Origin of the sequence: Nocardia sp. CY15, assembly GCF_009829295.1 — a bacterium.
Classification (GTDB): Bacteria; Actinomycetota; Actinomycetes; order Mycobacteriales; family Mycobacteriaceae; genus Nocardia; species Nocardia sputi.
This window is the reverse complement of sequence record NZ_VUOT01000001.1, coordinates 486,821-509,805: the sequence shown is the minus strand read 5'-3', so window position 1 is coordinate 509,805 and position 22,985 is coordinate 486,821. Positions and strand designations below refer to the sequence as shown.

Sequence of the window (22,985 nt, the reverse complement as noted above, 5' to 3'; positions counted from 1 at the left end):
GGGCGCGGCGGAGCGGTCCGATCGGAGGACGTAGCCGTCCCGTAGCCGCTTCGTGCGCGGATGACCGCCTTGGGCGTCGGCCAGTAGGTTGGAGGCAGCTACGAGGCCCAGGAGGTTGCTGTGCATCTGCGAGGTGTTGTTCTCCCCGAAGACGAGGTGCGCGATCTCTGGGTGCGCGACGGCCTGGTGTCCTTCGAGCCCGTGCCCGGAGCCGAAACCCTGTGCGGCACAGGGTGGATCGTGCCGGGTCTGGTGGACGCGCACTGCCACGTCGGTATTCGCTACGGCGGCGGTCACGAGGACCGCGCCGGAGCCGTCGCGCAAGCCGAGACCGAACGCTCGGCCGGTGCGCTGCTGTTGCGTGACGCGGGCTCGCCGATCGACACCCGCTTCATCGACGACCACGAGGAGCTGCCGCGCATCATCCGCGCGGGCCGCCACATCGCCCGGCCGAAGCGCTACATCCGCGAGCTGGGCATCGAGCTCGACGACGAGCGCGACCTACCGGAGATCGTCGCCGAGCAGGCCCGCCTCGGCGACGGCTGGGTGAAGATCGTCGGCGACTGGATCGACCGCTCCGTGGGCGACCTGCGCCCCCTGTGGAGCGATGCGATCCTGAAGGAGGCCATCGACGCCGCGCATGTCAACGGCGCCCGCGTCACCGCCCACGTGTTCGGCGAGGACGCGCTGCCCGGCTTGATCAATGCCGGTATCGACTGCCTGGAGCACGGCACCGGCCTCACCGACGAGACCATCGAGATGATGGTCGAGCACGGCACCGCCTTGGTCCCCACCCTGGTCAACATCGACACCTTCCCCGATATCGCCGACAGCGCGGGCAAATTCCCCGTCTACGCCGCGCACATGCGCGATCTGCACCGGCGGGTGCGCGGCACGGTCGCCGCCGCGCACGAGGCGGGCGTGCCGATATTCGCGGGCACCGACGCGGGCGGCTCCATCCGTCACGGGCGAATCGCCGACGAGATCGCCGCGCTGGCCGCCGCGGGCCTGTCCCGGCACGACGCGCTCGGCGCGGCCTCCTGGAACGCCCGCGACTGGCTCGCACGGCCCGGCATCGAACCCGGCGCACCGGCGGATTTCGTCGTCTACCAGGAGGATCCCCGCATCCACCCGGACACGCTCACCACGCCGTACGCCGTCGTCCTGCGCGGGCGCGTGTACGACCGGCGCGGTCCGGTCACCAGCCATCGCTGACTCGTCACCGCGGTTGTCTCGTGCGTTTCTCGATACGGCGTAAGGTCGGATTCTGTGACAATTCGCCTCGGATATCAGATGCCCAACTTCAGCTACGGCAAGTCGGTGCGCGAGCTGTTCCCCACGGTAGTCGCGCAGGCCCGAGAGGCCGAAGCCGCCGGTTTCGACACGGCCTTCGTCATGGACCACTTCTATCAGCTGCCCGGCATCGGCACGCCAGACGAGCCGATGCTCGAGGCGTACACCGCGCTCGGCGGCTTGGCCACGGCAACGGAACGAATCCAGTTGTCGGCGTTGGTGACCGGCAACACCTACCGCAACCCGGCCATGCTCGCCAAGACCGTCACGACGCTGGACGTGGTCAGCGGCGGCCGCGCGGTGCTGGGCATCGGCGCGGGCTGGTTCGAGCTCGAGCACCGTTCCTACGGATACGAGTTCGGCACGTTCACCGAACGCTTCCAGCGGCTCGAGGAGGCGTTGGGGATCATTCAGCCGATGCTGCGCGGTGAGCGCCCCACCTTCCACGGCGAGTGGTACCAGGCGGAGAACGCCATGAACGAACCGCGCGTGCGCGACGACCTCCCCATCCTGCTCGGCGGCAGCGGCGAGAAGAAGACCTTCGGCTTGGCCGCCCGCTTCGCCGACCACCTCAACATCATCTGCAACGCCTCCGAGCTGCCGCGCAAGATCGAAGCGCTGCACGCGCGCTGTGCCGAGGTCGGCCGGGATCCGCAGACCCTGGAGACCAGCTACCTGTGCTTCGTGATGATGGACTCCGACGGTGATCTGGTGCGCAAGCAGCAGCGGGACTACCTCGGCCGCATGGGAATCGATCTGTCGGCGATGTCGGACTCCGAGCGCGCGCAGAGCCCGGCCGACCGCCAGTTCGTCGGCACGCCGGACGAGGTTGCCGAACAGCTGCGGACCCGTGTTCTCGACCAGGGCGTCGACGGCCTCGTCATCAACATGGTGTTCAACGGGCACGAGCCGGGCGCTGTCGAACTCGCCGGGCGCACTCTTGCTCCGCTGGTGCGCTGACGAGCGCGAACCCGGCGCGAATGCCGTTGGCGCTGGATACAATCGGCCGATGATAGCCCCTCCGTGGCGAGCGTCGTACGGGATCGACGCGCCGTCGGTGCTGCTGTTGCTCGGAGTTCTCGCGGTCGGATATCTCGCCGCCGCTCTGGTGGTGGCACTGTTCCAGCAGGTCCGTCCGAGTCTGCTGCTCCTGCTGATCGGTGTGGTGCTGGCCGCGCAGTTCGGGTTGTTCCTGCACACGACCCGCCGGGGCAAGTTCCGGGTATGGGCCGGTCTGCTCGACGACCTCGCCCTGCGCGGCGACGAACGACTACTCGACATGGGGTGCGGCCGCGGCGCGGTGCTGCTCGCGGCCGCGCGCCGCCTGCCTGCCGGGCGCGCGGTGGGCCTGGATCTGTGGTGCTCGGCCGACCACTGCGGCAACACCCCGGCCACCGCCGAGCAGAACGCCCTCGCCGAGAACGTCGCACACCGGGTCGAGCTGCGCACCGGCGACATGACCCGCATGCCGTTTCCGGACGGCGCGTTCGACGTCGTCGTCTCCAGCTTGGCGATTCACACCATCAGGACCGCCGAGGGCCGTGCGAAGGCGGTGCGGGAGGCGTGCCGGGTGCTGCGCCCCGGCGGCAAACTGGTCATCGTCGATATCGGCAGGACGCGCGAATACCGCGCCGTCCTGGTGGCCGACGGCGCGACGGCTGTCACGCTACGCGGCGTGGGGTGGCGGATGTGGTGGGGCGGCCCGTGGGTGCCCACTCGCGCGCTCACCGCCACCGCTGCGGCGTAATCGCACCGCTGCGGGTCGTCCGCCGACCCCAGTCGAGGGCGCGGACGAGGCCCGAGGCCATCAGGCGCAGCACGCGGAACACGCCGGCGCCACATACTCGACGGCGGCCTCCTGCCCGAGTTCACTCGCGAGTGATGCGCGCGGGCCGCCCGCGGTTGCGTCGGACGAGCCTCATGCCTGGTAATGACGGGCGGACGCCGTTTCGTGAACACGGGACGCGATTTCCGGCGTGATCGCCGGGTCTGGCACAATGGACCACCGTCCTTCCGGACAAGTGTCAGCCCGTCTCCGGTTCCGTACCGCGCGGCGGTCACACACTCCAAAGCGCAAAACCGGGCTCGCAGACCATGCGGGTCGCCGAATTGCGTCGTGACCAACCAACGAAAGGCAGATCAGCAGTGGCTGTTCGCATCAAGCTCACCCGCCTGGGCAAGATCCGCAACCCGCAGTACCGCGTCGTCGTCGCGGACGCGCGCACCCGCCGGGACGGCCGGGCCATCGAGTCCATCGGCAAGTACCACCCGAAGGAAGAGCCCTCGCTCATCCAGATCGACTCCGAGCGGGTGCAGTACTGGCTCGGCGTCGGCGCGCAGCCGACCGAGCCGGTCCTCCAGCTGCTGAAGATCACCGGTGACTGGCAGAAGTTCAAGGGCATCGAGGGCGCCGAAGGCACCCTGAAGGTCAAGCCGGCCAAGCCGTCGAAGCTGGACCTGTTCAACGCCGCGCTGGCCGCCGCCGACAACGAGCCGGTCGCCGAGGCGGTCACCCCCAAGAAGAAGGCCAAGAAGGACGCCGAAGAGGCCGAGTCCGCCGAGGCCGCCGAGTAATGAGTCGACGTTACCCGTCCACGGGGTACCCGTCCGGAGCCGTACATCGGTCGGCCCCGACGACGGGTGAGTCGCGTCTCGAGGTGATGGATCAGTGAGCGCCGTCGTCGCCGATGCCGTCGAGCACTTGGTGCGCGGCATCGTCGCCAATCCGGAGGACGTCCGGGTCGAGCTGATCACCGGTCGCCGCGGACGCACCGTCGAGGTGCATGTACATCCCGATGACCTGGGCAAGGTGATCGGCCGCGGCGGACGCACCGCGACCGCGCTGCGCACCCTGGTCGCCGGCATCGGCGGCCGGGGGATCCGGGTCGACGTGGTCGACACCGACCAGTAGATGGAACTCGTCGTCGGACGGGTCGCCAAGTCGCACGGCGTGCGCGGCGAACTCGTCGTCGAAGTACGCACCGACGAGCCCGAGGCGCGCTTCGCGCCGGGTGTCACGTTGCGCGGCAGGCTGCCGCGAGCGGCGGAGCTTCGCGACTTCACCGTGGAGTCGGTCCGGGAACACTCGGGCCGGCTTCTGGTGTTCCTGGCCGGTGTGAGCGACCGCGCCGCGGCCGACGCGCTGCGCGGCATGCTCTTCGTGGTCGACAGCGCGGACCTTCCGCCTTCCGAGGACCCGGACGAGTTCTACGACCACGAGCTCGAGGGGCTGGAGGTCCGGCTCACGGACGGCACCGTGGTCGGGTCGGTGCGCGAAGTGTTGCATTCCGCGGCGGGGGAACTGCTCGAGGTGCGCGCCGCCGAGGACGGGCGAGAGATCCTGATCCCGTTCGTCACCGCCATCGTGCCCACGGTGTCGCTCGCCGACGGCGTGATCGTGATCGATCCGCCCGAGGGTCTGCTCGACCCGGAATGAGGCGGTCGAAGACTCGTGCGCGTGGCGCGCGCCCGGCCGGCGCGGTGCGGCCCGGCGACAGGAGACACGGATGAAACTCGACGTCGTCACGATCTTCCCGGAGTATCTGGAGCCGCTGCGCACGGCACTGCTCGGTAAGGCGATCGACCGGGGACTGATCTCTCTCACCGTGCACGACCTGCGTCGCTGGACCCACGACGTGCACAAGTCCGTCGACGACGCGCCCTACGGCGGGGGGCCGGGCATGGTCATGAAGCCGACCGTGTGGGGCGACGCGCTCGACGAGGTCTGCCCGGATGACGCGCTGCTCGTGGTCCCCACCCCAGCGGGCGTGCCGTTCACCCAGGCCACCGCGCACCGCTGGGCCGCGGAAGAACATCTCGTCTTCGCCTGCGGCCGCTACGAGGGCATCGATCAGCGCGTCTTCGACGACGCCGCCCGCCGAGTGCGGGTGGAGGAGGTCAGCATCGGCGACTACGTGTTGATCGGCGGCGAGGCGGCGGTGCTGGTGATGGCCGAGGCCGTGGTCCGGCTGCTGCCCGGCGTGCTCGGCAATCAGCAGTCCCATCAGGAGGATTCGTTCTCCGACGGTCTGCTGGAAGGTCCCAGCTACACCCGCCCGGTCTCCTGGCGCGGCCTGGACGTCCCGCCGATCCTGCTGTCCGGCGACCACGCCAAGGTGGCAGCCTGGCGGCGCGAGCAATCCCTCGCCCGGACCCGTGAACGCCGCCCCGACCTGCTCGCGGGGCAGGACGCAGCCGACGGCCCCGGGCGATAGGCGGGGACCGCTCCGCGCTCGAGGCCATGCCGGGTCAGCCCTGACGGTCACCCGGTCGGCGGCTACTTCGTCCTCACGGCAGCAGCCCGTGGCGGCGGGCCGCCACCACCGCTTCGTGCCGGGAGTGGGCGTCGAGCTTGACCATCGCGCTGCGGAGGTAGCTCTTCACGGTCTCCGCGCCGAGTGAGAGGCGTTGCGCCGCTTCTTGATTGGTACAGCCGAGGGCGACCTGGGAGAGGACGTCCAATTCGCGGCGGGACAGTTTCGGGCTGTCGGGGTGCGGCTCGCCGACCAGGACCCGGGTCAGTCGTTCGCACACAGCATGCAGGCGTCCGCGCAACCGGTCGTCTTCGGCGGAGCGCGCCATGCCGCGGAGTTCGGCGTGGATGTCGCGCAGTTCCTCGCTGACAGCCGGTGCGGTCTCGGTCGCCGGTGTGGCCAGTTCCAGCATGCGCAGGCGGCGGTCGACCTCGTCGCGAACGGCGATCTCGGTGGCCAGGCGGCGCCCGGCCTGGACGACGAGATCCGCTGTGCGATCACCCAGCGGGCTCGCGCCACGGGTCGCGGCGTAGAGGACGGCGCGGGAACGGCGGTCCACCACCACGGGGACGGCGAGCACGGAACGGATGCCCTCGCCGGAGACCGGCCCGTCGTAGTCATGGGTGATCGAGGAGGCGCGGCGATAGTCGGTGACCGCGGCGGGACGTCCGGAATCCATCACCCGGCCACCAAGTCCTGACGTCCGCACGACGGCCAGGCCGCGCAGGCCGTTGGTCAGCGTGCCGACGAATTCCGACAGCAGCAGCGCGTCGCCGTGCACTTCGCCACCGAACGCCACCGGCACGCCCGCTGTGCCGGCCACCCACCGGATCTCGGCACGCAGAGCGTCGCCGTCGCGCGGACGCAGCAGAGCGGTGTGGGTCACGAGACTCACCCCTTTTCGGGGGTAGTGGGCAGCGGGGTGTGACCCACATCCTATTGCACACCCGGGTTGCGCTGGATCACAGAACGAGGAGAACGAAGATGGGCACCGATCTGAATCGGCGGGTGCGCGAACTGCTGGACTGTTACGACAGCGGTGACGCATCGGCGGCGGACCTGCTGTGCGATCGGCACCCGGCCGACCGGGTCGCCTTCACCATTGTCGAGGCCGACTTGTCCTCGACCGACCTCACCTACGGCGAACTGCGCGAACGTTCCGCCCGCTTCGCCGCCGCGCTCGCCGGACTCGGCGTCGAACCCGGCCACCGGGTCGCCACGCTGATGGCGAAATCGGCGGACCTCGTGGTCGCGCTGCTCGGCATCTGGCGCCGCGGGGCGGTGCACGTTCCCCTCTTCACCGCGTTCGCGCCGCCCGCCATCGCCCTGCGGCTGGAGGCGAGCCGGGCTTCGGTCGTCATCGCCGACGCCGACCAGGCGCCGAAACTGGCGCCCGGCCCGGATCTGCCCGCGAACCCGTCCTGGCGATTGATCGTCGCCGGGGGTGCGGCTCCCGAGGGGGCGCTGCGGATGGACGAACTGCTCGGCACCCACTCGGCCACCCACCCGCACGCTCGCGCGGTCGCGGTGGGCGGCGACGGACTGCTCGTCCAGTTGTTCACCAGCGGCACCACCGGCACGCCCAAGGGTGTCCCGATTCCGCTGCGCGCGCTCGCCTCCTTCCACGCGTACCAGGAATTCGCGCTGGACGTCCGGCCCGACGACGTCTTCTGGAACGCGGCCGATCCGGGCTGGGCCTACGGCCTCTACTACGCCATCCTCGCCCCGCTGGCCACCGGCATCCGCAGCATCCTGCTGCACGCGGGCTTCTCCGCCGCGCTGACCTGGCAGGTGCTGGAGACCTTCGGCGTCACGAACTTCGCCGCCGCACCGACGGTCTATCGCGCGCTGCGTGCCGATGGCGCCACGCCGCCGGTGCACTCCCGGTTGCGGCGCGCGTCGTCGGCGGGGGAGCCGCTGACACCCGAGGTCGTCGCTTGGTCCGTGGAGTACCTGGGTGTCGCCGTGCGCGACCACTACGGCCAGACCGAGCACGGCATGGTCATCTGCAACGCCTGGCACGAGGACCTCGACACCGAGACTCCCGCGGGATCCATGGGCCGCGCGTTGCCGGGATGGACTTGCGCCGTGCTCGCCGACGACGCCGACACCGTGGCTCCGGCAGGAGAACTGGGCCGGGTCGCGATCGACACCGAAGGCAGCCCGTTGCTGTGGTTCCTCGGCTACCTCGACGCTCCGGAACGCACCGCACAGCGTTACACCGCCGACGGCCGCTGGTACCTGACCGGCGACGCGGGCTCTCAGGACGCGGACGGCTGCTTCCGTTTCTCCGCCCGCGACGACGACGTGATCATCATGGCGGGCTACCGCATCGGCCCGTTCGAGGTGGAGAGCGTGCTGGTGCTGCACGAGCAGGTCGCGGAGGCGGCCGTGGTCGGCATGCCGGACGAGCTGCGCGGCGAAGTGCTCGAAGCGTTCGTCGTGCTGCGCGACGGTGCCACGGGCGGTCCCGCGTTGGAAGCCGAATTGCAGAGCCTGGTGAAGAAGAAGTTCGCCGCGCACGCCTACCCGCGCAAGGTTCATTTCGTGCCGAGCCTGCCGAAGACGCCCAGTGGCAAGGTGCAGCGGTTCGTGCTGCGGCAGGGCGGTGCCCGGTGACGATGCCCCTGCCCAGCTACGCCTCCGGCGTGTCCGACGTCCCGCTGCTCGGCGACACCATCGGCGGTAATCTCGATCGCGCGGTGGCGGCGTTCCCGGATCGGGAAGCGCTGGTGGACCGCCCGACTGGCCGGCGCTGGACCTATCGCGAACTCGGCGCCGCGGTCGACGCGCTGGCCTGTGGACTCGCAGGCCAGGGCATCGCCAAGGGAGACCGGGTCGGCATCTGGGCGCCGAACTGCGCGGAATGGCTGCTCGTACAGTACGCCACGGCGAAGATCGGCGCGATCCTGGTCAACCTCAACCCCGCCTATCGCACCGGCGAACTGGAGTACGTGCTGCGCCGAGCGGGTGTGCGGATGCTGGTCGCCGCCGAGCGGTTCAAGTCTTCGGACTACGTCGCGATGATCGAGCAGGTCCGGCCGAACTGCCCGGCACTGGCGCAGGTGCTCGTGCTCGGCACAGCCGGGTGGGAAGCGCTGACGCGCACCGAGATCGACGCCGACCGGCTCGCCACGCTGGGCGCGCAGTTGTCGGCCGACGACCCGATCAACATCCAATACACCTCCGGAACAACGGGATTCCCGAAGGGCGCCACGCTCAGCCACCACAATATCTTGAACAACGGCTACTTCGTCGGTGAGCTGTGCGGATACACCGAGCGAGACCGGATCTGCGTCCCCGTGCCGTTCTACCACTGCTTCGGCATGGTGATGGGGAACCTGGCGAGCACCAGCCACGGTGCGGCCATCGTGATCCCAGCGCCGTCGTTCGATCCGAAGGCCACGCTTGCGGCGGTCGAGGCCGAGCGCTGCACCTCCCTCTACGGCGTGCCGACGATGTTCATCGACATGCTCGCCGAACTCGACACGGCCGCCGCGGATCTGTCCACGCTGCGCACCGGGATCATGGCGGGCTCGCCGTGCCCGGTCGAGGTGATGAAGCGGGTGATCGACCGGATGGGCATGCGCGAGGTCTGCATCTGCTATGGCATGACGGAGACATCCCCGGTCAGCACCCAGACCCGTCGCGACGACGACCTCGACCGGCGCACCGCAACGGTCGGCCGGGTCGGGCCGCATCTGGAAGTCAAGATCATCGATCCCGCAACGGGTCTCACCGTGCCACGCGGCGTACCCGGCGAGCTGTGCACCCGTGGCTACTCGGTGATGCTCGGATACTGGGACGATCCGGACAAGACCGCCGAGGTCGTCGACGCCGCCCGCTGGATGCACACCGGCGACATCGGCGTGATGGACGACGCGGGGTACCTGGCCATCACCGGCCGGATCAAGGACATGGTCATCCGCGGCGGCGAGAACATCTACCCGCGCGAGATCGAGGAATTCCTCTACACCCATCCCGACATCCTGGACGCACAGGTGATCGGCGTGCCGGATGCGAAGTACGGCGAGGAGTTGATGGCCTGGGTCCGGATACGCGAGGGCGCAACGCCGTTGGACGCGGCGGCCGTGCGCGAGTTCGCCACCGGCAAGCTGGCGCACTTCAAGATTCCTCGTTACGTGCACGTGGTCGAGGAATTCCCGATGACGGTCACCGGCAAGATCCGCAAGGCCGAGATGCGGGAGCAGTCCCGGCGACTGCTGGGACCGGGCGAGGACTGATGTGGGGAGGTTCACCTGGGTGTGGATCGCCTGTCAGGCGGCGACGGTAGTGTCTCCGACGTGACGACAGCGCCCGAGACTGCCAGTGCAGAGTCCAACCCCGCCGTGCCGCGCTCCGACACCGCGGGCCCAGCCAGCGTGAACCGTCGCATCGCCGAGGAACTCGCGGTGCGCGAGACCCAGGTACGCGCCGCCGTCGAGCTGCTCGACGCGGGCTCGACGGTGCCGTTCATCGCCCGGTACCGCAAGGAGGTCACCGGCGGGCTGGACGACGCGCAGCTGCGCCTGCTCGACGAACGTCTGCACTACCTGCGGGAACTCGACGAGCGCCGCGCCGCGATCGTCGAATCGATCCGCGCCCAGGGCAAACTCGACGCCGCCCTGCACCAGCAGCTCCTGCTCGCCGAGACCAAGGCCCGCCTCGAGGACATCTACCTGCCGTACAAGCCGAAGCGGCGCACGAAGGCGCAGATCGCCCGCGAGGCAGGGCACGAGCCGGTGGCCGACGCCCTGATCCAGGACCCGAACACCGATCCGGCGCAGTACACCGCCGAGCAGCTCGACGGCGCTCGCGCCATCCTGGTCGAGCGTTTCGCCGAGGACGCCGACCTGGTCGGCGAGCTGCGCGAACTGATGTGGAACCGCGGGCAGGTCACCTCGACCGTGCGCCCGGGCAAGGAGGAGGCGGGCGCGAAGTTCGCCGACTACTTCGAGTTCAGCGAGCCGTTCGACAAGCTGCCCTCCCACCGCATCCTCGCTCTGCTGCGCGGGGAGAAGGAAGAGGTGCTCACCCTGCACCTCGAGCCGGACACCGAGGAGCCGCAGCCGGGCGAGCGCACCATCTACGAGGGCCGCATCGCCGCCCGCTTCGGCATCGCCGACCGGGGCCGCCGGGCCGATTCCTGGCTGCTGGACACCGTGCGCTGGGCTTGGCGGACCAAGCTGCAGGTCAGCCTCGGCATCGACACCAGGATGCGCCTGCGGCAGGCGGCGGAGAAGGACGCGGTAGACGTATTCGCCACGAATCTGCGCGATCTGCTGCTCGCCGCACCCGCGGGCACCCGCACGACCATGGGCCTGGACCCCGGCTACCGCACCGGCGTGAAGGTCGCGGTGGTCGACGCCACCGGCAAGGTGGTCGCCACCGAAGTGATCTACCCGCACAAACCGCAGGGCCAGACCGAGAAGTCGCTGGCGGTGCTCGGCGCGCTGGTCGCCCGGTTCGGCGTGGAACTCATCGCCATCGGCAACGGCACCGCCTCGCGCGAGACCGATGCCCTTGCCGCCGAGCTGATCTCGCGCATCCCGGAGAACAAGCCCACCAAGATCGTGGTGTCGGAAGCGGGCGCTTCGGTGTACTCCGCCTCGGCCTACGCCTCGCAGGAACTTCCCGACCTGGACGTGTCGCTGCGCGGCGCGGTGTCGATCGCGCGGCGGCTGCAGGACCCGCTGGCCGAGCTGGTGAAGATCGACCCGAAGTCCATCGGCGTCGGCCAGTACCAGCACGACGTGTCCGAATCGCTGCTGGCCCGCTCGCTCGGCGCGGTGGTCGAGGACGCGGTGAACGCGGTCGGCGTCGACGTGAACACGGCTTCCGTGCCGCTGCTGTCCCGGGTCTCCGGCATCGCGGGCTCGGTGGCGGAGAGCATCGTGGCGCACCGGGACCAGAACGGGCCCTTCCGCAGCAGGACCGCGCTGCTGGACGTCCCGCGCCTGGGGCCGAAGGCGTTCGAGCAGTGCGCGGGCTTCCTGCGCATCCGCGGCGGCGACGATCCGCTGGACACCTCCGCGGTGCACCCGGAGGCGTATCCGGTGGTCCGGCGCATCCTCGAATCGACCGGCCGCCCCGTCGCGGAGGTCATCGGCAACACCACGGTGCTGCGCTCGCTGCGCGCCGGGGACTTCACCGACGAGCGCTTCGGTGTCCCGACCGTCACCGACATCATCGCCGAGCTCGAGAAGCCGGGCCGCGACCCACGGCCGGAGTTCAAGACCGCCGAGTTCGCCGCGGGCGTGGAGAAGGTCGCCGACCTGAAACCGGGCATGGTGCTCGAGGGCGTGGTGACGAACGTGGCGGCATTCGGCGCGTTCGTCGACGTGGGCGTGCATCAGGACGGCTTGGTGCACGTCTCGGCCATGTCGCACAATTTCGTCAAGGACCCGCGCGACGTGGTCAAGTCCGGCGACGTGGTCAAGGTGAAGGTGCTCGAGGTGGACGTGGCGCGCCAGCGCATCGGGCTGACCCTGCGCCTGGACGACGAGCCAGGTACGCCCGCGAAGGGCGGCGACAACCGGCAGCGCGGCCAGGGCGGCCGACCAGGCGGAGGCGAGCCGCGGCAGCGGCAGAGCGGTCAGAACAAGCAGCAGGGCCAGGGCCGTGGTCAAGCGCAGGGGCGCGGCGGCAACCAGCGCCGCAACGCCCCCGCACCGAGCGGCGCCATGGCGGACGCGTTGCGCAGGGCGGGCTTCGGTCAGTAGTCCGGTGCGCGGGAGGGAGTAGCGGCATGCGACGGTGGCTCCAAGAGGACGTGATCGCCCAAGGGCGGCTGCCGTTGCTGTGCTTCCTGCTCGGCTTCATCGTCGGATTCCTGTTCATCCGCCTCAGCGTCCGCATGATCCGCGCACGGGTGCGCTGGTGGCCGGGCAACCTGCGGGCCGGTGACACCCACATCCACCACATGGTGTTCGGCGTGATCCTCGTGCTCGCCTCGGGCATCGGCATGGTCACCGAATACCAGAGCGCCGACACGACCACGGCCAGCGTCCTCGCGGCCGTCTTCGGCGTGGGCGCCGCGCTGGTCCTCGACGAATTCGCGCTGATCTTCTACCTGCGCGACGTGTATTGGGAGGAACAGGGCCGCACGTCGGTGGACGCGGTGTTCGTCGCGCTCGCGGTGACGGGATTGCTGCTGCTCGGCTTCCATCCGCTGTGGATGCTGGACATCAACGACTTCCGGCGCGATCCGAGCATCGAGGTCCGCCTGTTCGTCGTCGTGTTCGCCGTGGTCAACCTCGGGCTCGCCGCGATCGTGATCGCCAAAGGAAAGATCTGGACCGGCCTGTTCGGCATGTTCTTCCTGCCGCTGCTGTTCGTCGGCGCGCTGCGGCTGAGTCGTCCCGGCGCGCCTTGGGCGCGCTGGCGTTACGCCGACCGCAGGCGCCTGATGTACCGCGCCATCGTCCGGGAACGGCGATATCGCCGCCCGGTGATCCGAGCCAAGATCTTCGTCCAGGATCTGGTCGCGGGGAAACCGGACGTCGAGCACGTCCGCACGGCGGCGGAAGCGGAACTCACCCGCACGGTGGTGCCCGCTCCGCCCGCTCCGCACCGGCACCATTCGCTCTGGCACCCCGATCACGGTCCGCTGCATACTCCTGGCCCCCCGCCCGCCCAGGACGCGATCTCCGGCGAACAGAACCACTGAGAAGGGCCGCCCGCGGTTCGCCGTGGCCGTGCACCGTGCCGGGCGTACCGTGAAGGAGCACCGACGCGCCGCCGCTGCGGGCCGATTTCTTCCGCGTCGCGCCGATCTGGCACAATGCTCAGGTTGCCCTGGGTGGTTGTCGACCCGGCGCACCCCCTTAATCGGAGCATGAACCGGCCGAGCACGCACAGTGCCGCCAGGGTCCTCTGTTCGCGCGAACCAGAAGGATGAAAATGAACACCCTTGACTTCGTCGACGAAAAGTCGCTGCGCAGCGACGTCCCCGACTTCCGGCCGGGCGACACGCTGAACGTGCACGTGAAGGTCATCGAAGGCTCGAAGGAGCGCATCCAGGTCTTCAAGGGCGTCGTGATCCGCCGCCAGGGCGGTGGCATCCGCGAGACCTTCACGGTCCGCAAGGTGTCGTTCGGTGTCGGCGTGGAGCGCACCTTCCCGGTGCACAGCCCGAACATCGACCACATCGATGTCGTGACCCGCGGTGATGTCCGCCGCGCCAAGCTGTACTACCTGCGCGACCTGCGCGGCAAGGCCGCCAAGATCAAGGAAAAGCGCTGAGCTAGCTCTTCGGCTCAACAGATCTTCCTCAGCCCGGCATCGGACCTCGGTTTCGCTGCCGGGCTAATCTGTTCGGCGTGGCAGACGAAAGTGGGTCGGTGTCGGTGTCCGAATCGGGCGACGAGGGTAGGCGGTCGGGTCGCGCAAAGCGGCGGTCGCAGAAGAAGCAGCGGCCGTTCTGGCAGGAATTGCCGATCCTCATCGTGATCGCGGCGGTGATCGCCGCGCTGATGGTCACCTTCGTCGGACGGCCGTACGTGATTCCGTCGGAGTCGATGGAAACCACGTTGCACGGGTGCGCCGGATGCACCGGCGACCGCATCTACGTGCAGAAGCTGACCTACTACTGGGGTGATCCGCAACCGGGCGACGTGGTCGTGTTCGTCGGCCCGCCCTCCTGGAACACCCACTACAAGTCGATCCGCTCGGACAACCCCGCCATCCGCGGCGTGCAGAACTTCTTCTCGTTCTTCGGCCTGGTGCCGCCGGACGAGAACGACTTGGTGAAGCGAGTGATCGCGGTCGGCGGTCAGACCGTGGAGTGCTGCGATCCGCAGGGCCGGGTCATCGTGGACGGCAAGCCGCTGGACGAGCCCTACGCCCGCTACCTCGCCCCGTACGTGCCGGGCCAGCCGTATGGCGCCGGTGGCGGACGCGAGTTCAAGCCCGTGAAGGTGCCCGAGGGGCACTTGTGGGTGATGGGCGACAACCGCAACCAGTCCGCCGACTCCCGCGCCCATATCAACGACGAGCTGCAGGGCACCATCCCCGTGGACAACATCCGCGGCAAGGCGGTGTTCAAGATCTGGCCGCCCGGCCGGATCGGACCGGTGAGTTCGGAGAATCCCCAGCAGAACTGATCGGTCGGGGCGCAGGATAATCGGAGGGTGGGGCAAGGTCGAGTGCCGGTGGGTAACGGTTGGCCGCCGCGCGTGGTGATGCGCAGGGCCGCAGGGCTGCGCACGCTCGAGGCGGCATTGATCCGCAGTGGCTTGGGGCCGGTCGCCGGCGTCGACGAGGCGGGCCGCGGTCCCTGCGCGGGACCGCTCGTGGTCGCGGCGTGTCTGCTGGCCCCGAAGGCGTACGACAAGCTGGCAGGCCTCGACGACTCCAAGAAGCTCACCGAGGCCACTCGCGAAGAGCTGTATCCGGTGATCGTCCGTCTGGCGCTGGCCTATCAGGTCGTGATCATCCCGGCCTGGGAGATCGACTCGATCGGCATCCATGTCGCCAATATCGAAGGAATGCGCCGCGCCGTGGCCGGGCTCGGCCGGACGCCCGGCTACGTGCTGACCGACGGTTTCCGGGTGCCCGGCATCCCGGTGCCCTCGCTGCCGGTGATCGGCGGCGACGGTGCGGCGGCGTGCATCGCGGCGGCCAGCATCCTGGCGAAGGTCACCAGGGACCGGATCATGGTCGAGTTGGACCAGCGATTCCCCGGCTACGGCTTCGCCGCCCACAAGGGCTACAACACGCCCGAGCACACCGCCGCGTTGCGACGTCTCGGTCCCAGCAGTGAGCACCGGCGCTCCTGGCGCAACGTGCGCGAAGCGGCGGGACTGCGGCCGGTCGCGGCGGTGGCCGACGACGCGGACGCGGTGCTCGCGGGCGGACTGGACGAAGCGCTGTCCGAGCAGTTTCCGAATGAGCGTACGGCTGGCCGAGTGGCTACCGACGCAGCGCATGCGCGATGATGTCATCACACGACGCGATGCGGCGAGAAGGAGGACGTCCCACCCGATGAGTGCCGAGGACCTCGAGAAGTACGAAACCGAGATGGAGCTCTCGCTGTATCGCGAGTACAAGGACATCGTCGGTCAGTTTTCGTACGTGGTGGAGACCGAGCGCCGCTTCTACCTGGCCAATTCCGTGGAGCTGCGGCCGCAGAACGCGGACGGCGAGGTGTATTTCGAGGTGCGGATGAGCGATGCGTGGGTGTGGGACATGTACCGCCCGGCTCGCTTCGTCAAGCACGTGCGGGTCATCACCTTCAAGGACGTCAACATCGAGGAGCTGGAGAAGCCGGATCTGCGGCTGCCGGAGTGAGCGGCCGCGGAGTTCTCCACAGCGACTCGGTTATCAACAGGTTTTCTGTTTTCCCAGGTCGGCGGCGCTGACCTGACGCGGTCCCGGCGCACGCTGGCCGGGTGACTGACAAACAGGCGCTCGGGGCGCGCGGGGAGGAACTGGCGGCGAAGTTTCTGTGCGCCGCGGGGATGGAGATCGTCGCCAGGAACTGGCGTTGCCGATACGGCGAGCTGGATCTGATCGTCCTGGACGGGGACGTGACCGCGTTCGTGGAGGTCAAGACGCGTTCCGGTCTCGGGTACGGCACGCCCGCCGAGTCGGTCACCTTCGCCAAGCAGCAGCGGATCCGGCGGCTGGCCCTGCTGTGGCTGGCCGAGCAGGACGGGCCGTGGCGCCGCATCCGGTTCGATGTGGTGTCGGTGCTGGTTGCGCACGGTCGCGCACCGGTCATCGATCATCTCGAGGCGGTGTTCTGATGGCTCTCGGGCGGGCGCATTCGGTCGCGGTCACCGGTGTCGACGGTCTGCTCGTCGAGATCGAGGCGGATATCGGGCAGGGCCTGCCCTCCGTTCACCTGGTCGGGCTGCCCGATACCGCGTTGCAGGAATCGCGTGATCGGGTCCGCTCCGCGGTGGCGAACTCGGGGGAGAAGTGGCCCGACGGCCGGGTGGTTCTCGCGCTGTCGCCCGCGACCTTGCCGAAGCTGGGCAGCGTCTACGACCTGGCGCTGGCGGTCGCGGTGCTGGACGCGTCGGGCTCGGTCCCCTCCGAGCGGCTCGCGAAGACGGTACTGCTCGGTGAACTCGCGCTCGACGGGCGAGTGCGGCGGGTGCGTGGCGTCCTGCCCGCCGTGCTCGCGGCGCGCAACGCGGGCTGGTCGACCGTCGTGGTGCCCGCGGTGACCATGGCCGAGGCCGGGCTGGTCGAGGGGATCGAGGTCTTCGGGGCACGCAGCCTGCGCGGTGTCGTTGCCTGGCTGCGCGGCGAAGGCACGCTCGACGAGCCGGACGGCGATCTGCCGGACGCCGTGCGGCAGAGCGGCGATCTGAGCGAGGTGGTGGGGCAGGACGAAGCTCGCTGGGCATTGGAGGTGGCCGCGGCGGGCGGGCACCATCTGCTGCTCACCGGGCCGCCCGGCATCGGTAAGACGATGCTGGCGCAACGGCTTCCGAGTCTCCTGCCACCGCTCACGGAGATCGAGGCGCTGGAGGTGACCGCGATCCACTCCATGGCGGGCACGCTCGCCGGTGACCACCCGTTGATCACCGCGCCACCGTTCGTCGCCCCGCATCACTCGACCTCGGTGACCGCGATGATCGGCGGCGGTTCGGGGACCGCCCGGCCGGGCGCGGTCAGCCGGGCCCACCGCGGCGTGCTGTTTCTCGATGAATGCGCCGAACTCGGCACGAAGGTGCTGGAGGCGATGCGAACGCCGTTGGAGGAAGGGGAAGTGCGCATCGCCCGCCGCGACGGTGTCGCGCGCTACCCGGCCCGTTTTCAGCTCGTGCTGGCGGCGAACCCGTGCCCGTGCGCCCCGGCTCGCGATGTCGACTGCATCTGCGCGCCGCTGGCTCGCCGGCGCTACCTGGGCAAGCTGTCCGGGCCGCTGATGGATCGGATCGACATCTGGGTGCGGATGCACGGGCAGTCCGGTGCCGCATTCAGCACCGACGAGGCCGAGAGCAGCGAAGTCGTCCGCAGCCGGGTCGCCATCGCGCGGCGCGCCGCGGCTGAGCGCTGGCGCGAGTACGGGTGGCTCACCAATGCCGAAGTGCCCGGTCACATCTTGCGCCAGCGGTTCCGGTTACCACGCGAATCGCTCGCTCCGGTCGAGGCCGCTCTGCGTCTCGGTCGCATGTCCGCGCGCGGCGCGGACCGGGCCATCCGGGTCGCGTGGACCATCTGCGATCTGCGCGGCGGCGAACTGCCCGCAGCGCAGGACGTGCTGGCCGCGTTGAATTTTCGTCAGCGGGGTGCGCAATGAGCACGACGGTGCCGACCGAAGGCACGGCGGCGGAGGCGGCTGGGGTGGTCGACGCGCCGGCGTCGGATTCCGGGTCGCCGTCCGGCGAACTCGACGCCCGGCGGCTGGCGTGGGTCTACCTGTCGAGGGTGGTGCAGGGGCCGTGTGCGCCGCTGTCGGCGCTTATCGAGTCGGTCGGGGTGGTCGAAGCCGCGCGTGCCGTGCGGGAGTGCGCGCTGCCCGAAGCGCTGCGCGGGCCGACGGCGCAGCGGCGCCATAGTGATGTCGCGGAGCGGGATATCGAGACCATCGAGCGGATCGGCGGGCGCGTGGTGACACCGGACGACCCGGAATGGCCCGCCTGGCGCATGCTGGGCCTCGCGCAGCTCGAGCCGGGCCGGGACCGCGACGGCGCCGTACCGCTCGTGCTGTGGGTGCGCGGCCCACGCTCGCTGCTGGAGGCCAGCGAACGCGCGGTGGCGGTGGTCGGGGCGCGGTGCAGTACCGGGTACGGCAATCGAGTCACGGGGGAGATCGCGGGCGACCTGGCCGCGCAGGGGTGGACCATCGTCTCCGGGGCGGCGTTCGGGGTCGACGGCATGGCGCACCGGGCGGCGCTGGCGGTGCACGGCCTCACGATCGCCGTGCTGGCCTGCGGCATCGACCGGCCTTATCCGGTGCAGCACGAGCGCTTGCTGGTCGACATAGCCGAATCCGGCTTGGTGGTCAGCGAATATCCGCCTGGGGTGACCGCGCAGAAATACCGATTCCTCGCGCGGAATCGCTTGATCGCCGCCCTCGCCGACGGTGTGCTCGTCGTCGAGGCAGGGTTGCGCAGCGGCGCGCGTAACACCGTCAAATGGGCCCGCCGCATGGGCCGTCCCGCCCTGGCCGTGCCGGGCCCAGTGACCTCGGCCGCTTCGGTGGGCTGCCATCGCATGATCCGCGACGGCGAAGCTCTCCTGGTGACCCGGGCCGAGGAAGTCGTCGACGAGGCGGGGCCGTTACGGCTGTCGCTTCCCGCAGCGGCGGCGGCCGCCGATCCGGAAAGTCGGCTGACCGGCGACGAGGCGCTGATTTTCGCCGCGCTCCCACGGGTCGGTTCGCGGTTGCCGCTGGAGCTGTCCAGACAGTGCGCGTTGCCCCTTCCGGTGGTTTGTGCGGTGCTGTCTGCCCTCGAATTGGCGGATCTGGTGGTCGGCGACGAAAGCGGTTGGCGGCGAGGGGCTCACCGCGCATGAGCGCGTCCGGCGCGGGGGCTTGCCATCGGGGGCGCGGGTCGGGACGGTAGAAGGATGGAGGAGCTGCCCGAAGATCTGGAAGCGCTGCTGGTGGAGTACGGCAGGCATCTGCGCCTCGGGCGCAACCGCTCGGAGCACACTGTGCGCGCCTACTTGGGGGATGCGCGATCGCTGCTGGAGCATCTGTACTCGCGGTCGGCCGATTCGGCGATCCGCGAGCTGGACCTGTTGTTGCTGCGGTCGTGGCTGGCACGGCAAGCGGCGGTGGGCGCGGCGCGAACGACCCTGGCCCGGCGGGCGTCCTCGGCGCGCACGTTCACCGCCTGGCTTACCGCGACCGGCCGGTTGCCCGCCGATCCGGGACTGCGCTTGGGTTCGCCGAAGGCCCATCGCGTCCTTCCCGCCGTGCTCGGTCGCCAACAGGCGCTGGGCGCCATGGATGCGGCGGAATCCGGCGCTGCCCAGCGTGATCCGATGGCACTGCGCGATCGGACGATCGTGGAATTGCTGTACGCCACCGGCATCCGGGTCAGCGAGTTGTGCGGGCTGGATATCGAGGACGTGGACCGCGAACGGCGCGTGGTGCGTGTGCTCGGCAAGGGCAACAAGGAGCGCTCGGCGCCGTTCGGCGCGCCCGCCGACGAGGCGGTCGGCAACTGGCTGCGCTACGGGCGCCCGGCCTTCGCCACCGCGGAATCCGGTCGAGCGCTGCTGCTCGGTCGCCGCGGCAGACGCCTCGATCAGCGTCAGGCCAGAACCGTTGTGCACGAGGTGGTCTCAGCCATCCCCGGTGCACCGGACATGGGTCCGCACGGTTTGCGGCACACCGCCGCGACGCACCTCCTCGAGGGGGGAGCGGATCTGCGTGTGGTCCAGGAACTCCTCGGCCACGCCAGTATGGCCACCACCCAGCTCTACACACACGTCTCCATCGACCGCCTCAAGAAGGTGCACGACCAGGCCCACCCTCGCGCCTGACGCAGCCGGCCGACCGCATGGCACGCGCCGGGCGCCTCGTCCCATCCCAACGACCAGGCCGACGACGAGCCATACGCCTGGGCCAGAAGAAGCCGTCTAGGGCAACGGCGTACGAGCGCACCCTGCCTCCACCGACCGCGCGCGGATGCTCGCTCGAAGGCGCCGCACCGCCCGAGCAAGGCGGAGGACAGTGCGTCGGTCGCGGTTCACCATGACGATCCGTGCCTTGACGGGCTGACGTAGTAGTGCACCCGAGCCTCTTGCCCGTTCGCCGTGTACCAACCGCCGGATCCGCTGTGCACGCGCAGCCACCCACTCCGCTCGTACATCGCGATCGCCGCAGCGCTGCCGGACTCCACGGTGAGCACTGCCCGCTGCCCACGGCTCTCGGCTACGCCGACCGCCGCCGCCAGCAAGCGCGCGCCCACTCCGGTCCGACGCGCACCCGGGACCACGAACAGCCGGATCACCGAGACGACAGCCGCCGTGCCGACCGCATCCCGCACCGCTTGCGGTGTTCGGCCGCTCACGCCGAGACCGATATGCCCGATGACCATCCCGTCGCGTTCGGCGACAACGGCCGCGAGGAGCTTGGGCGGCGACAGCCAACCCACCGGGTCCGTGGGCCAGAGTTCCGGATATCGGTCGACGTCGTGGACCTCGCGCAAGGCCGCGACGCAGGCGTCGAGGTCGGTGCCGGTCCGCGGTCGGATCATGACGCTCATCCGACCATCCTGATCCGCCTTTCGCTGCGGGCGCACAGTCGATGGCCGCACGTCCCGGTCAGGCATCGAAGTAGGCGAAACCGTATGTGATCACCGCCGAAGAGGCGCACCCTGAAGAGAGCGAATCGGTGCCCGCAGTTCACGACGTACTTCGATGGGAAAACGAACGATGTCTACGTTCAGCGGACCACAGGCCCTGCATCGCGGAACATACCCATTGGCAGGGCAGACCGCGTGGCGGCAGTCCGCCGCCATTTCCACTACCTCCAAGCCCGTCGGCCCCGAAACGGCGCGCGAGATTTCTCTGGACGGGGGAGTGTCGAAAGTGACCATCGGGCGGTCCGCCGCCGCCGATATCGCCCTGACCGACGTGACCGTCTCCCGTTTGCACGCCATTATCGAGCGGGTGGGCGGTTGCTGGGTCATCGTCGACGACGGGCTGTCGAAGAATGGGACATTCGTCAATGGTGAACGCGTCGGCGGGCGGCGGAAACTCGACTCCGGCGACACCATTCGGGTGGGGCGATCGGTATTCGTCTTCAAGGCCGCGTCATCCTCCGACGAGGAGATGACGCTTGCCCATTCACCACTGCCGAATCGCGATTCACTGACCCCGGCTCAGCATATGGTCCTCGAGGCGCTGTGCCGACCCTACGACGCGCGCAACGGGTATGCGTACCCCGCCTCCAACAGCCAGATCGCACACGATTTGTGCTTGAGTATCTCGACGGTCAAGACGCATATGCGAGCGCTGTTCCGGATATTCCGGGTCGAAGCCTTACCCCCGAACCAAAAGCGGCTGTTCCTGGTCGAACGCGCCATCGAATTCGGCGTTGTCACAGATCAGGAGAGGTAAAGGATTCGGCCGGACCGGATGCGGGATCGGGGCACCGGTGTGTCCGATCAAATCGGTTGGAAACCGGCCCCTGCCTCGCCGCGAGCGTTCGCGTCGGCGACGACCGCGCTGAAGTCGGTTCCGAGTTGCGGTCCGAGGCACGGTACGACCAGGTAGCCGTTGACCATGCCGACCAGGGTGGTCCCGACCACTACCGGCCCGCCCGAATCGCCCTCGACGACACACGTCTGCGTCCAGGTCGCATTGCCGGCCGTGAAGACATTGCCATAGGCGGGCCCGCAGGTCCGCCCGGTTGTCCGGCCTTCCTTGCAGACGAAGTCCCCGGATTGGGCGGGACCGCCCAGATCGGTGATCGTCGTACCGCCCACCTGATTGACCGGCACGACCATTTCCGGATCGAACACGATCACGGCATAGTCCAAACCGCTGTCGGCATAGGCGACAGTGCCGACGGCGCCGGCGTCCCGGTTGGATTCGGCCACGACCGTTGAGTTCACTTCACCGCAATGCGCTGCGGTGAATCCGACCAACCGGCCACCGGAATCACGTCCGATAGTGGTGAGGCTGCAGATGTTCTGACCGCCGACGACGATGCCCGAGCCGCCGCCCAGAACGGACGGAGACTCGGCGTGTGCGGCCCCGGGCGCCCCGAACAGCGCCGTGCCTGCGGCGAGTGCCGCGGCAGCGCTCACGAGTTTCCTGAACTTGGCCATCCGGTAATTCAACCGCACTTATCCGAGCCGCATGATTGATTCGCAGAAGTTCCCTGACCGGGTGCGCCGGTGGACCGGCGGCCATATCGGCAGGCCCATCGACGGAGAGCCCGGTCAGGGTATGTGCGAGCCACTTACGACACGATCCGAGACGAGTCGCATCGTGCCCTGGTCCTCAGCTCCCTTCTCGGAAGTCGGGTCAGGCGGCGCACACGAATACGGCCACCGCGTTGACGACCGGCGGAAGCAGCAGGAGAGGAGCACAGAAAATACCCAGCGGCCAAACCAGGCCCAGCGTCGCGGGTTCGACCTGCGCCGGGATCGGCGTCGAATTATCCGCCACTGGTCCCGGGGATACGTCCGGGGCAGCGGAAGCAAAACCTGAACCGAGTGCGATGATCGGTGCGAGCGCTACCGCCGCCGCCGTTGCGCGCATTTTGTTCGTGGTCATGATGTCTCCAGAGGATTGATTGCTTTCACTAGCCCTCGTTTGTTGAAGGCCGTCAGATGTGAACACCTTCAACTTTGCTCGGAGGACACGCGCAAGACCATCAACCCCCGGGTCGGAATCATTCATACCGGGGGATCCGGGAAGGCGTCGCCATCGCTACTCGACGCGAACCGGAGGCCCACCGTCCGGGGCGGCTGCGCCGTGACGGGCGGATGACGCGCACGCGCCCGTCACGGCTCA

General features: G+C 69.2%; 24 protein-coding genes. 20 read left to right on the top strand and 4 right to left on the bottom strand.

What is annotated here, in order from left to right:
• The first annotated feature begins 120 nt into the window (after nucleotides 1-120).
• The 7 genes from GVY39_RS02520 to trmD all read left to right on the top strand — a co-directional run bounded on the left by GVY39_RS02520 (nucleotide 121) and on the right by trmD (nucleotide 5,507).
• Nucleotides 121-1,215, top strand: coding sequence for an amidohydrolase family protein (locus GVY39_RS02520; RefSeq protein WP_159919946.1), 1,095 nt, complete (start codon nucleotides 121-123; stop codon nucleotides 1,213-1,215).
• Between the two features lie 54 nt (nucleotides 1,216-1,269).
• A complete protein-coding gene (locus tag GVY39_RS02515; RefSeq protein ID WP_195070441.1) occupies nucleotides 1,270-2,253 on the top strand; it encodes an LLM class F420-dependent oxidoreductase in 984 nt (327 codons plus the stop codon).
• Nucleotides 2,254-2,302: 49 nt separating this feature from the next.
• Nucleotides 2,303-3,040: a class I SAM-dependent methyltransferase gene (locus tag GVY39_RS02510; RefSeq protein ID WP_159919944.1), complete on the top strand. Its 738-nt coding sequence runs from the start codon at nucleotides 2,303-2,305 to the stop codon at nucleotides 3,038-3,040.
• A gap of 398 nt (nucleotides 3,041-3,438) precedes the next feature.
• Nucleotides 3,439-3,867: a 30S ribosomal protein S16 gene (gene rpsP, locus GVY39_RS02505; protein WP_159919942.1), complete on the top strand. Its 429-nt coding sequence runs from the start codon at nucleotides 3,439-3,441 to the stop codon at nucleotides 3,865-3,867.
• Nucleotides 3,868-3,961: 94 nt separating this feature from the next.
• Nucleotides 3,962-4,204, top strand: coding sequence for an RNA-binding protein (locus tag GVY39_RS02500; RefSeq protein WP_040708791.1), 243 nt, complete (start codon nucleotides 3,962-3,964; stop codon nucleotides 4,202-4,204).
• Nucleotides 4,205-4,729, top strand: a complete 525-nt coding sequence (rimM, locus tag GVY39_RS02495; protein WP_159919940.1) for a ribosome maturation factor RimM — start codon at nucleotides 4,205-4,207, stop codon at nucleotides 4,727-4,729.
• 70 nt (nucleotides 4,730-4,799) lie between these two features.
• Nucleotides 4,800-5,507, top strand: a complete 708-nt coding sequence (gene trmD / locus GVY39_RS02490) for a tRNA (guanosine(37)-N1)-methyltransferase TrmD (protein ID WP_159919938.1) — start codon at nucleotides 4,800-4,802, stop codon at nucleotides 5,505-5,507.
• A 73-nt stretch (nucleotides 5,508-5,580) separates the two neighbouring features.
• On the opposite strand, the gene GVY39_RS02485 is transcribed toward trmD, so the two are convergent.
• The gene (locus GVY39_RS02485; protein WP_236565249.1) at nucleotides 5,581-6,432 is read right to left on the bottom strand and encodes a LuxR C-terminal-related transcriptional regulator; all 852 of its coding nucleotides are present in this window, start codon (nucleotides 6,430-6,432) and stop codon (nucleotides 5,581-5,583) included.
• A gap of 98 nt (nucleotides 6,433-6,530) precedes the next feature.
• Here GVY39_RS02485 and GVY39_RS02480 point away from each other — a divergent pair, with 98 nt between their 5' ends.
• From GVY39_RS02480 to GVY39_RS02425, 12 genes are all read left to right on the top strand, one after another.
• Entirely contained in the window at nucleotides 6,531-8,165 is a 1,635-nt protein-coding gene (locus tag GVY39_RS02480; protein ID WP_159919934.1) for an AMP-binding protein, read from the top strand.
• A gap of 2 nt (nucleotides 8,166-8,167) precedes the next feature.
• Complete coding sequence (locus GVY39_RS02475) at nucleotides 8,168-9,790, top strand: AMP-binding protein (RefSeq protein ID WP_159920324.1); 1,623 nt, start codon at nucleotides 8,168-8,170, stop codon at nucleotides 9,788-9,790.
• Between the two features lie 105 nt (nucleotides 9,791-9,895).
• A complete protein-coding gene (locus GVY39_RS02470; protein ID WP_159920322.1) occupies nucleotides 9,896-12,268 on the top strand; it encodes a Tex family protein in 2,373 nt (790 codons plus the stop codon).
• Nucleotides 12,269-12,294: 26 nt separating this feature from the next.
• Nucleotides 12,295-13,215, top strand: a complete 921-nt coding sequence (locus GVY39_RS02465; protein WP_223512641.1) for a hypothetical protein — start codon at nucleotides 12,295-12,297, stop codon at nucleotides 13,213-13,215.
• 233 nt (nucleotides 13,216-13,448) lie between these two features.
• On the top strand, nucleotides 13,449-13,790 hold the full coding sequence (rplS, locus tag GVY39_RS02460) for a 50S ribosomal protein L19 (RefSeq protein WP_011210681.1): 342 nt from the start codon (nucleotides 13,449-13,451) through the stop codon (nucleotides 13,788-13,790).
• Between the two features lie 77 nt (nucleotides 13,791-13,867).
• Entirely contained in the window at nucleotides 13,868-14,650 is a 783-nt protein-coding gene (gene lepB / locus GVY39_RS02455) for a signal peptidase I (RefSeq protein WP_159919932.1), read from the top strand.
• Nucleotides 14,651-14,677: 27 nt separating this feature from the next.
• The gene (locus tag GVY39_RS02450) at nucleotides 14,678-15,484 is read left to right on the top strand and encodes a ribonuclease HII (RefSeq protein ID WP_321212474.1); all 807 of its coding nucleotides are present in this window, start codon (nucleotides 14,678-14,680) and stop codon (nucleotides 15,482-15,484) included.
• A gap of 46 nt (nucleotides 15,485-15,530) precedes the next feature.
• A complete protein-coding gene (locus GVY39_RS02445; RefSeq protein ID WP_011210678.1) occupies nucleotides 15,531-15,836 on the top strand; it encodes a DUF2469 domain-containing protein in 306 nt (101 codons plus the stop codon).
• A gap of 101 nt (nucleotides 15,837-15,937) precedes the next feature.
• Nucleotides 15,938-16,294, top strand: coding sequence for a YraN family protein (locus GVY39_RS02440; RefSeq protein ID WP_159919930.1), 357 nt, complete (start codon nucleotides 15,938-15,940; stop codon nucleotides 16,292-16,294).
• Nucleotides 16,294-17,802 carry a YifB family Mg chelatase-like AAA ATPase gene (locus tag GVY39_RS02435; protein ID WP_159919928.1) on the top strand — a complete coding sequence of 503 codons (1,509 nt, stop codon included), beginning with the start codon at nucleotides 16,294-16,296 and terminating at the stop codon, nucleotides 17,800-17,802. Before GVY39_RS02440 ends, GVY39_RS02435 begins: the two co-directional genes overlap by 1 nt.
• Nucleotides 17,799-19,022, top strand: a complete 1,224-nt coding sequence (dprA, locus tag GVY39_RS02430; RefSeq protein WP_159919926.1) for a DNA-processing protein DprA — start codon at nucleotides 17,799-17,801, stop codon at nucleotides 19,020-19,022. The genes GVY39_RS02435 and dprA overlap by 4 nt, the downstream gene beginning before the upstream one ends.
• Nucleotides 19,023-19,076: 54 nt before the next feature.
• Entirely contained in the window at nucleotides 19,077-20,000 is a 924-nt protein-coding gene (locus tag GVY39_RS02425) for a tyrosine recombinase XerC (RefSeq protein WP_159919924.1), read from the top strand.
• Between the two features lie 206 nt (nucleotides 20,001-20,206).
• Here GVY39_RS02425 and GVY39_RS02420 read toward each other — a convergent pair whose 3' ends face one another.
• The gene (locus GVY39_RS02420; RefSeq protein WP_201295131.1) at nucleotides 20,207-20,725 is read right to left on the bottom strand and encodes a GNAT family N-acetyltransferase; all 519 of its coding nucleotides are present in this window, start codon (nucleotides 20,723-20,725) and stop codon (nucleotides 20,207-20,209) included.
• Between the two features lie 169 nt (nucleotides 20,726-20,894).
• On the opposite strand from GVY39_RS02420, the gene GVY39_RS02415 reads away from it, so the two are divergent.
• Entirely contained in the window at nucleotides 20,895-21,581 is a 687-nt protein-coding gene (locus tag GVY39_RS02415; protein WP_159919922.1) for an FHA domain-containing protein, read from the top strand.
• Nucleotides 21,582-21,628: 47 nt separating this feature from the next.
• Here GVY39_RS02415 and GVY39_RS02410 read toward each other — a convergent pair whose 3' ends face one another.
• Together GVY39_RS02410 and GVY39_RS02405 are read right to left on the bottom strand one after the other, a co-directional pair.
• Nucleotides 21,629-22,294 carry a serine protease gene (locus GVY39_RS02410; protein ID WP_159919920.1) on the bottom strand — a complete coding sequence of 222 codons (666 nt, stop codon included), beginning with the start codon at nucleotides 22,292-22,294 and terminating at the stop codon, nucleotides 21,629-21,631.
• A 199-nt stretch (nucleotides 22,295-22,493) separates the two neighbouring features.
• Nucleotides 22,494-22,871, bottom strand: coding sequence for a hypothetical protein (locus GVY39_RS02405; protein ID WP_159919918.1), 378 nt, complete (start codon nucleotides 22,869-22,871; stop codon nucleotides 22,494-22,496).
• Nucleotides 22,872-22,985 lie beyond the last annotated feature (114 nt).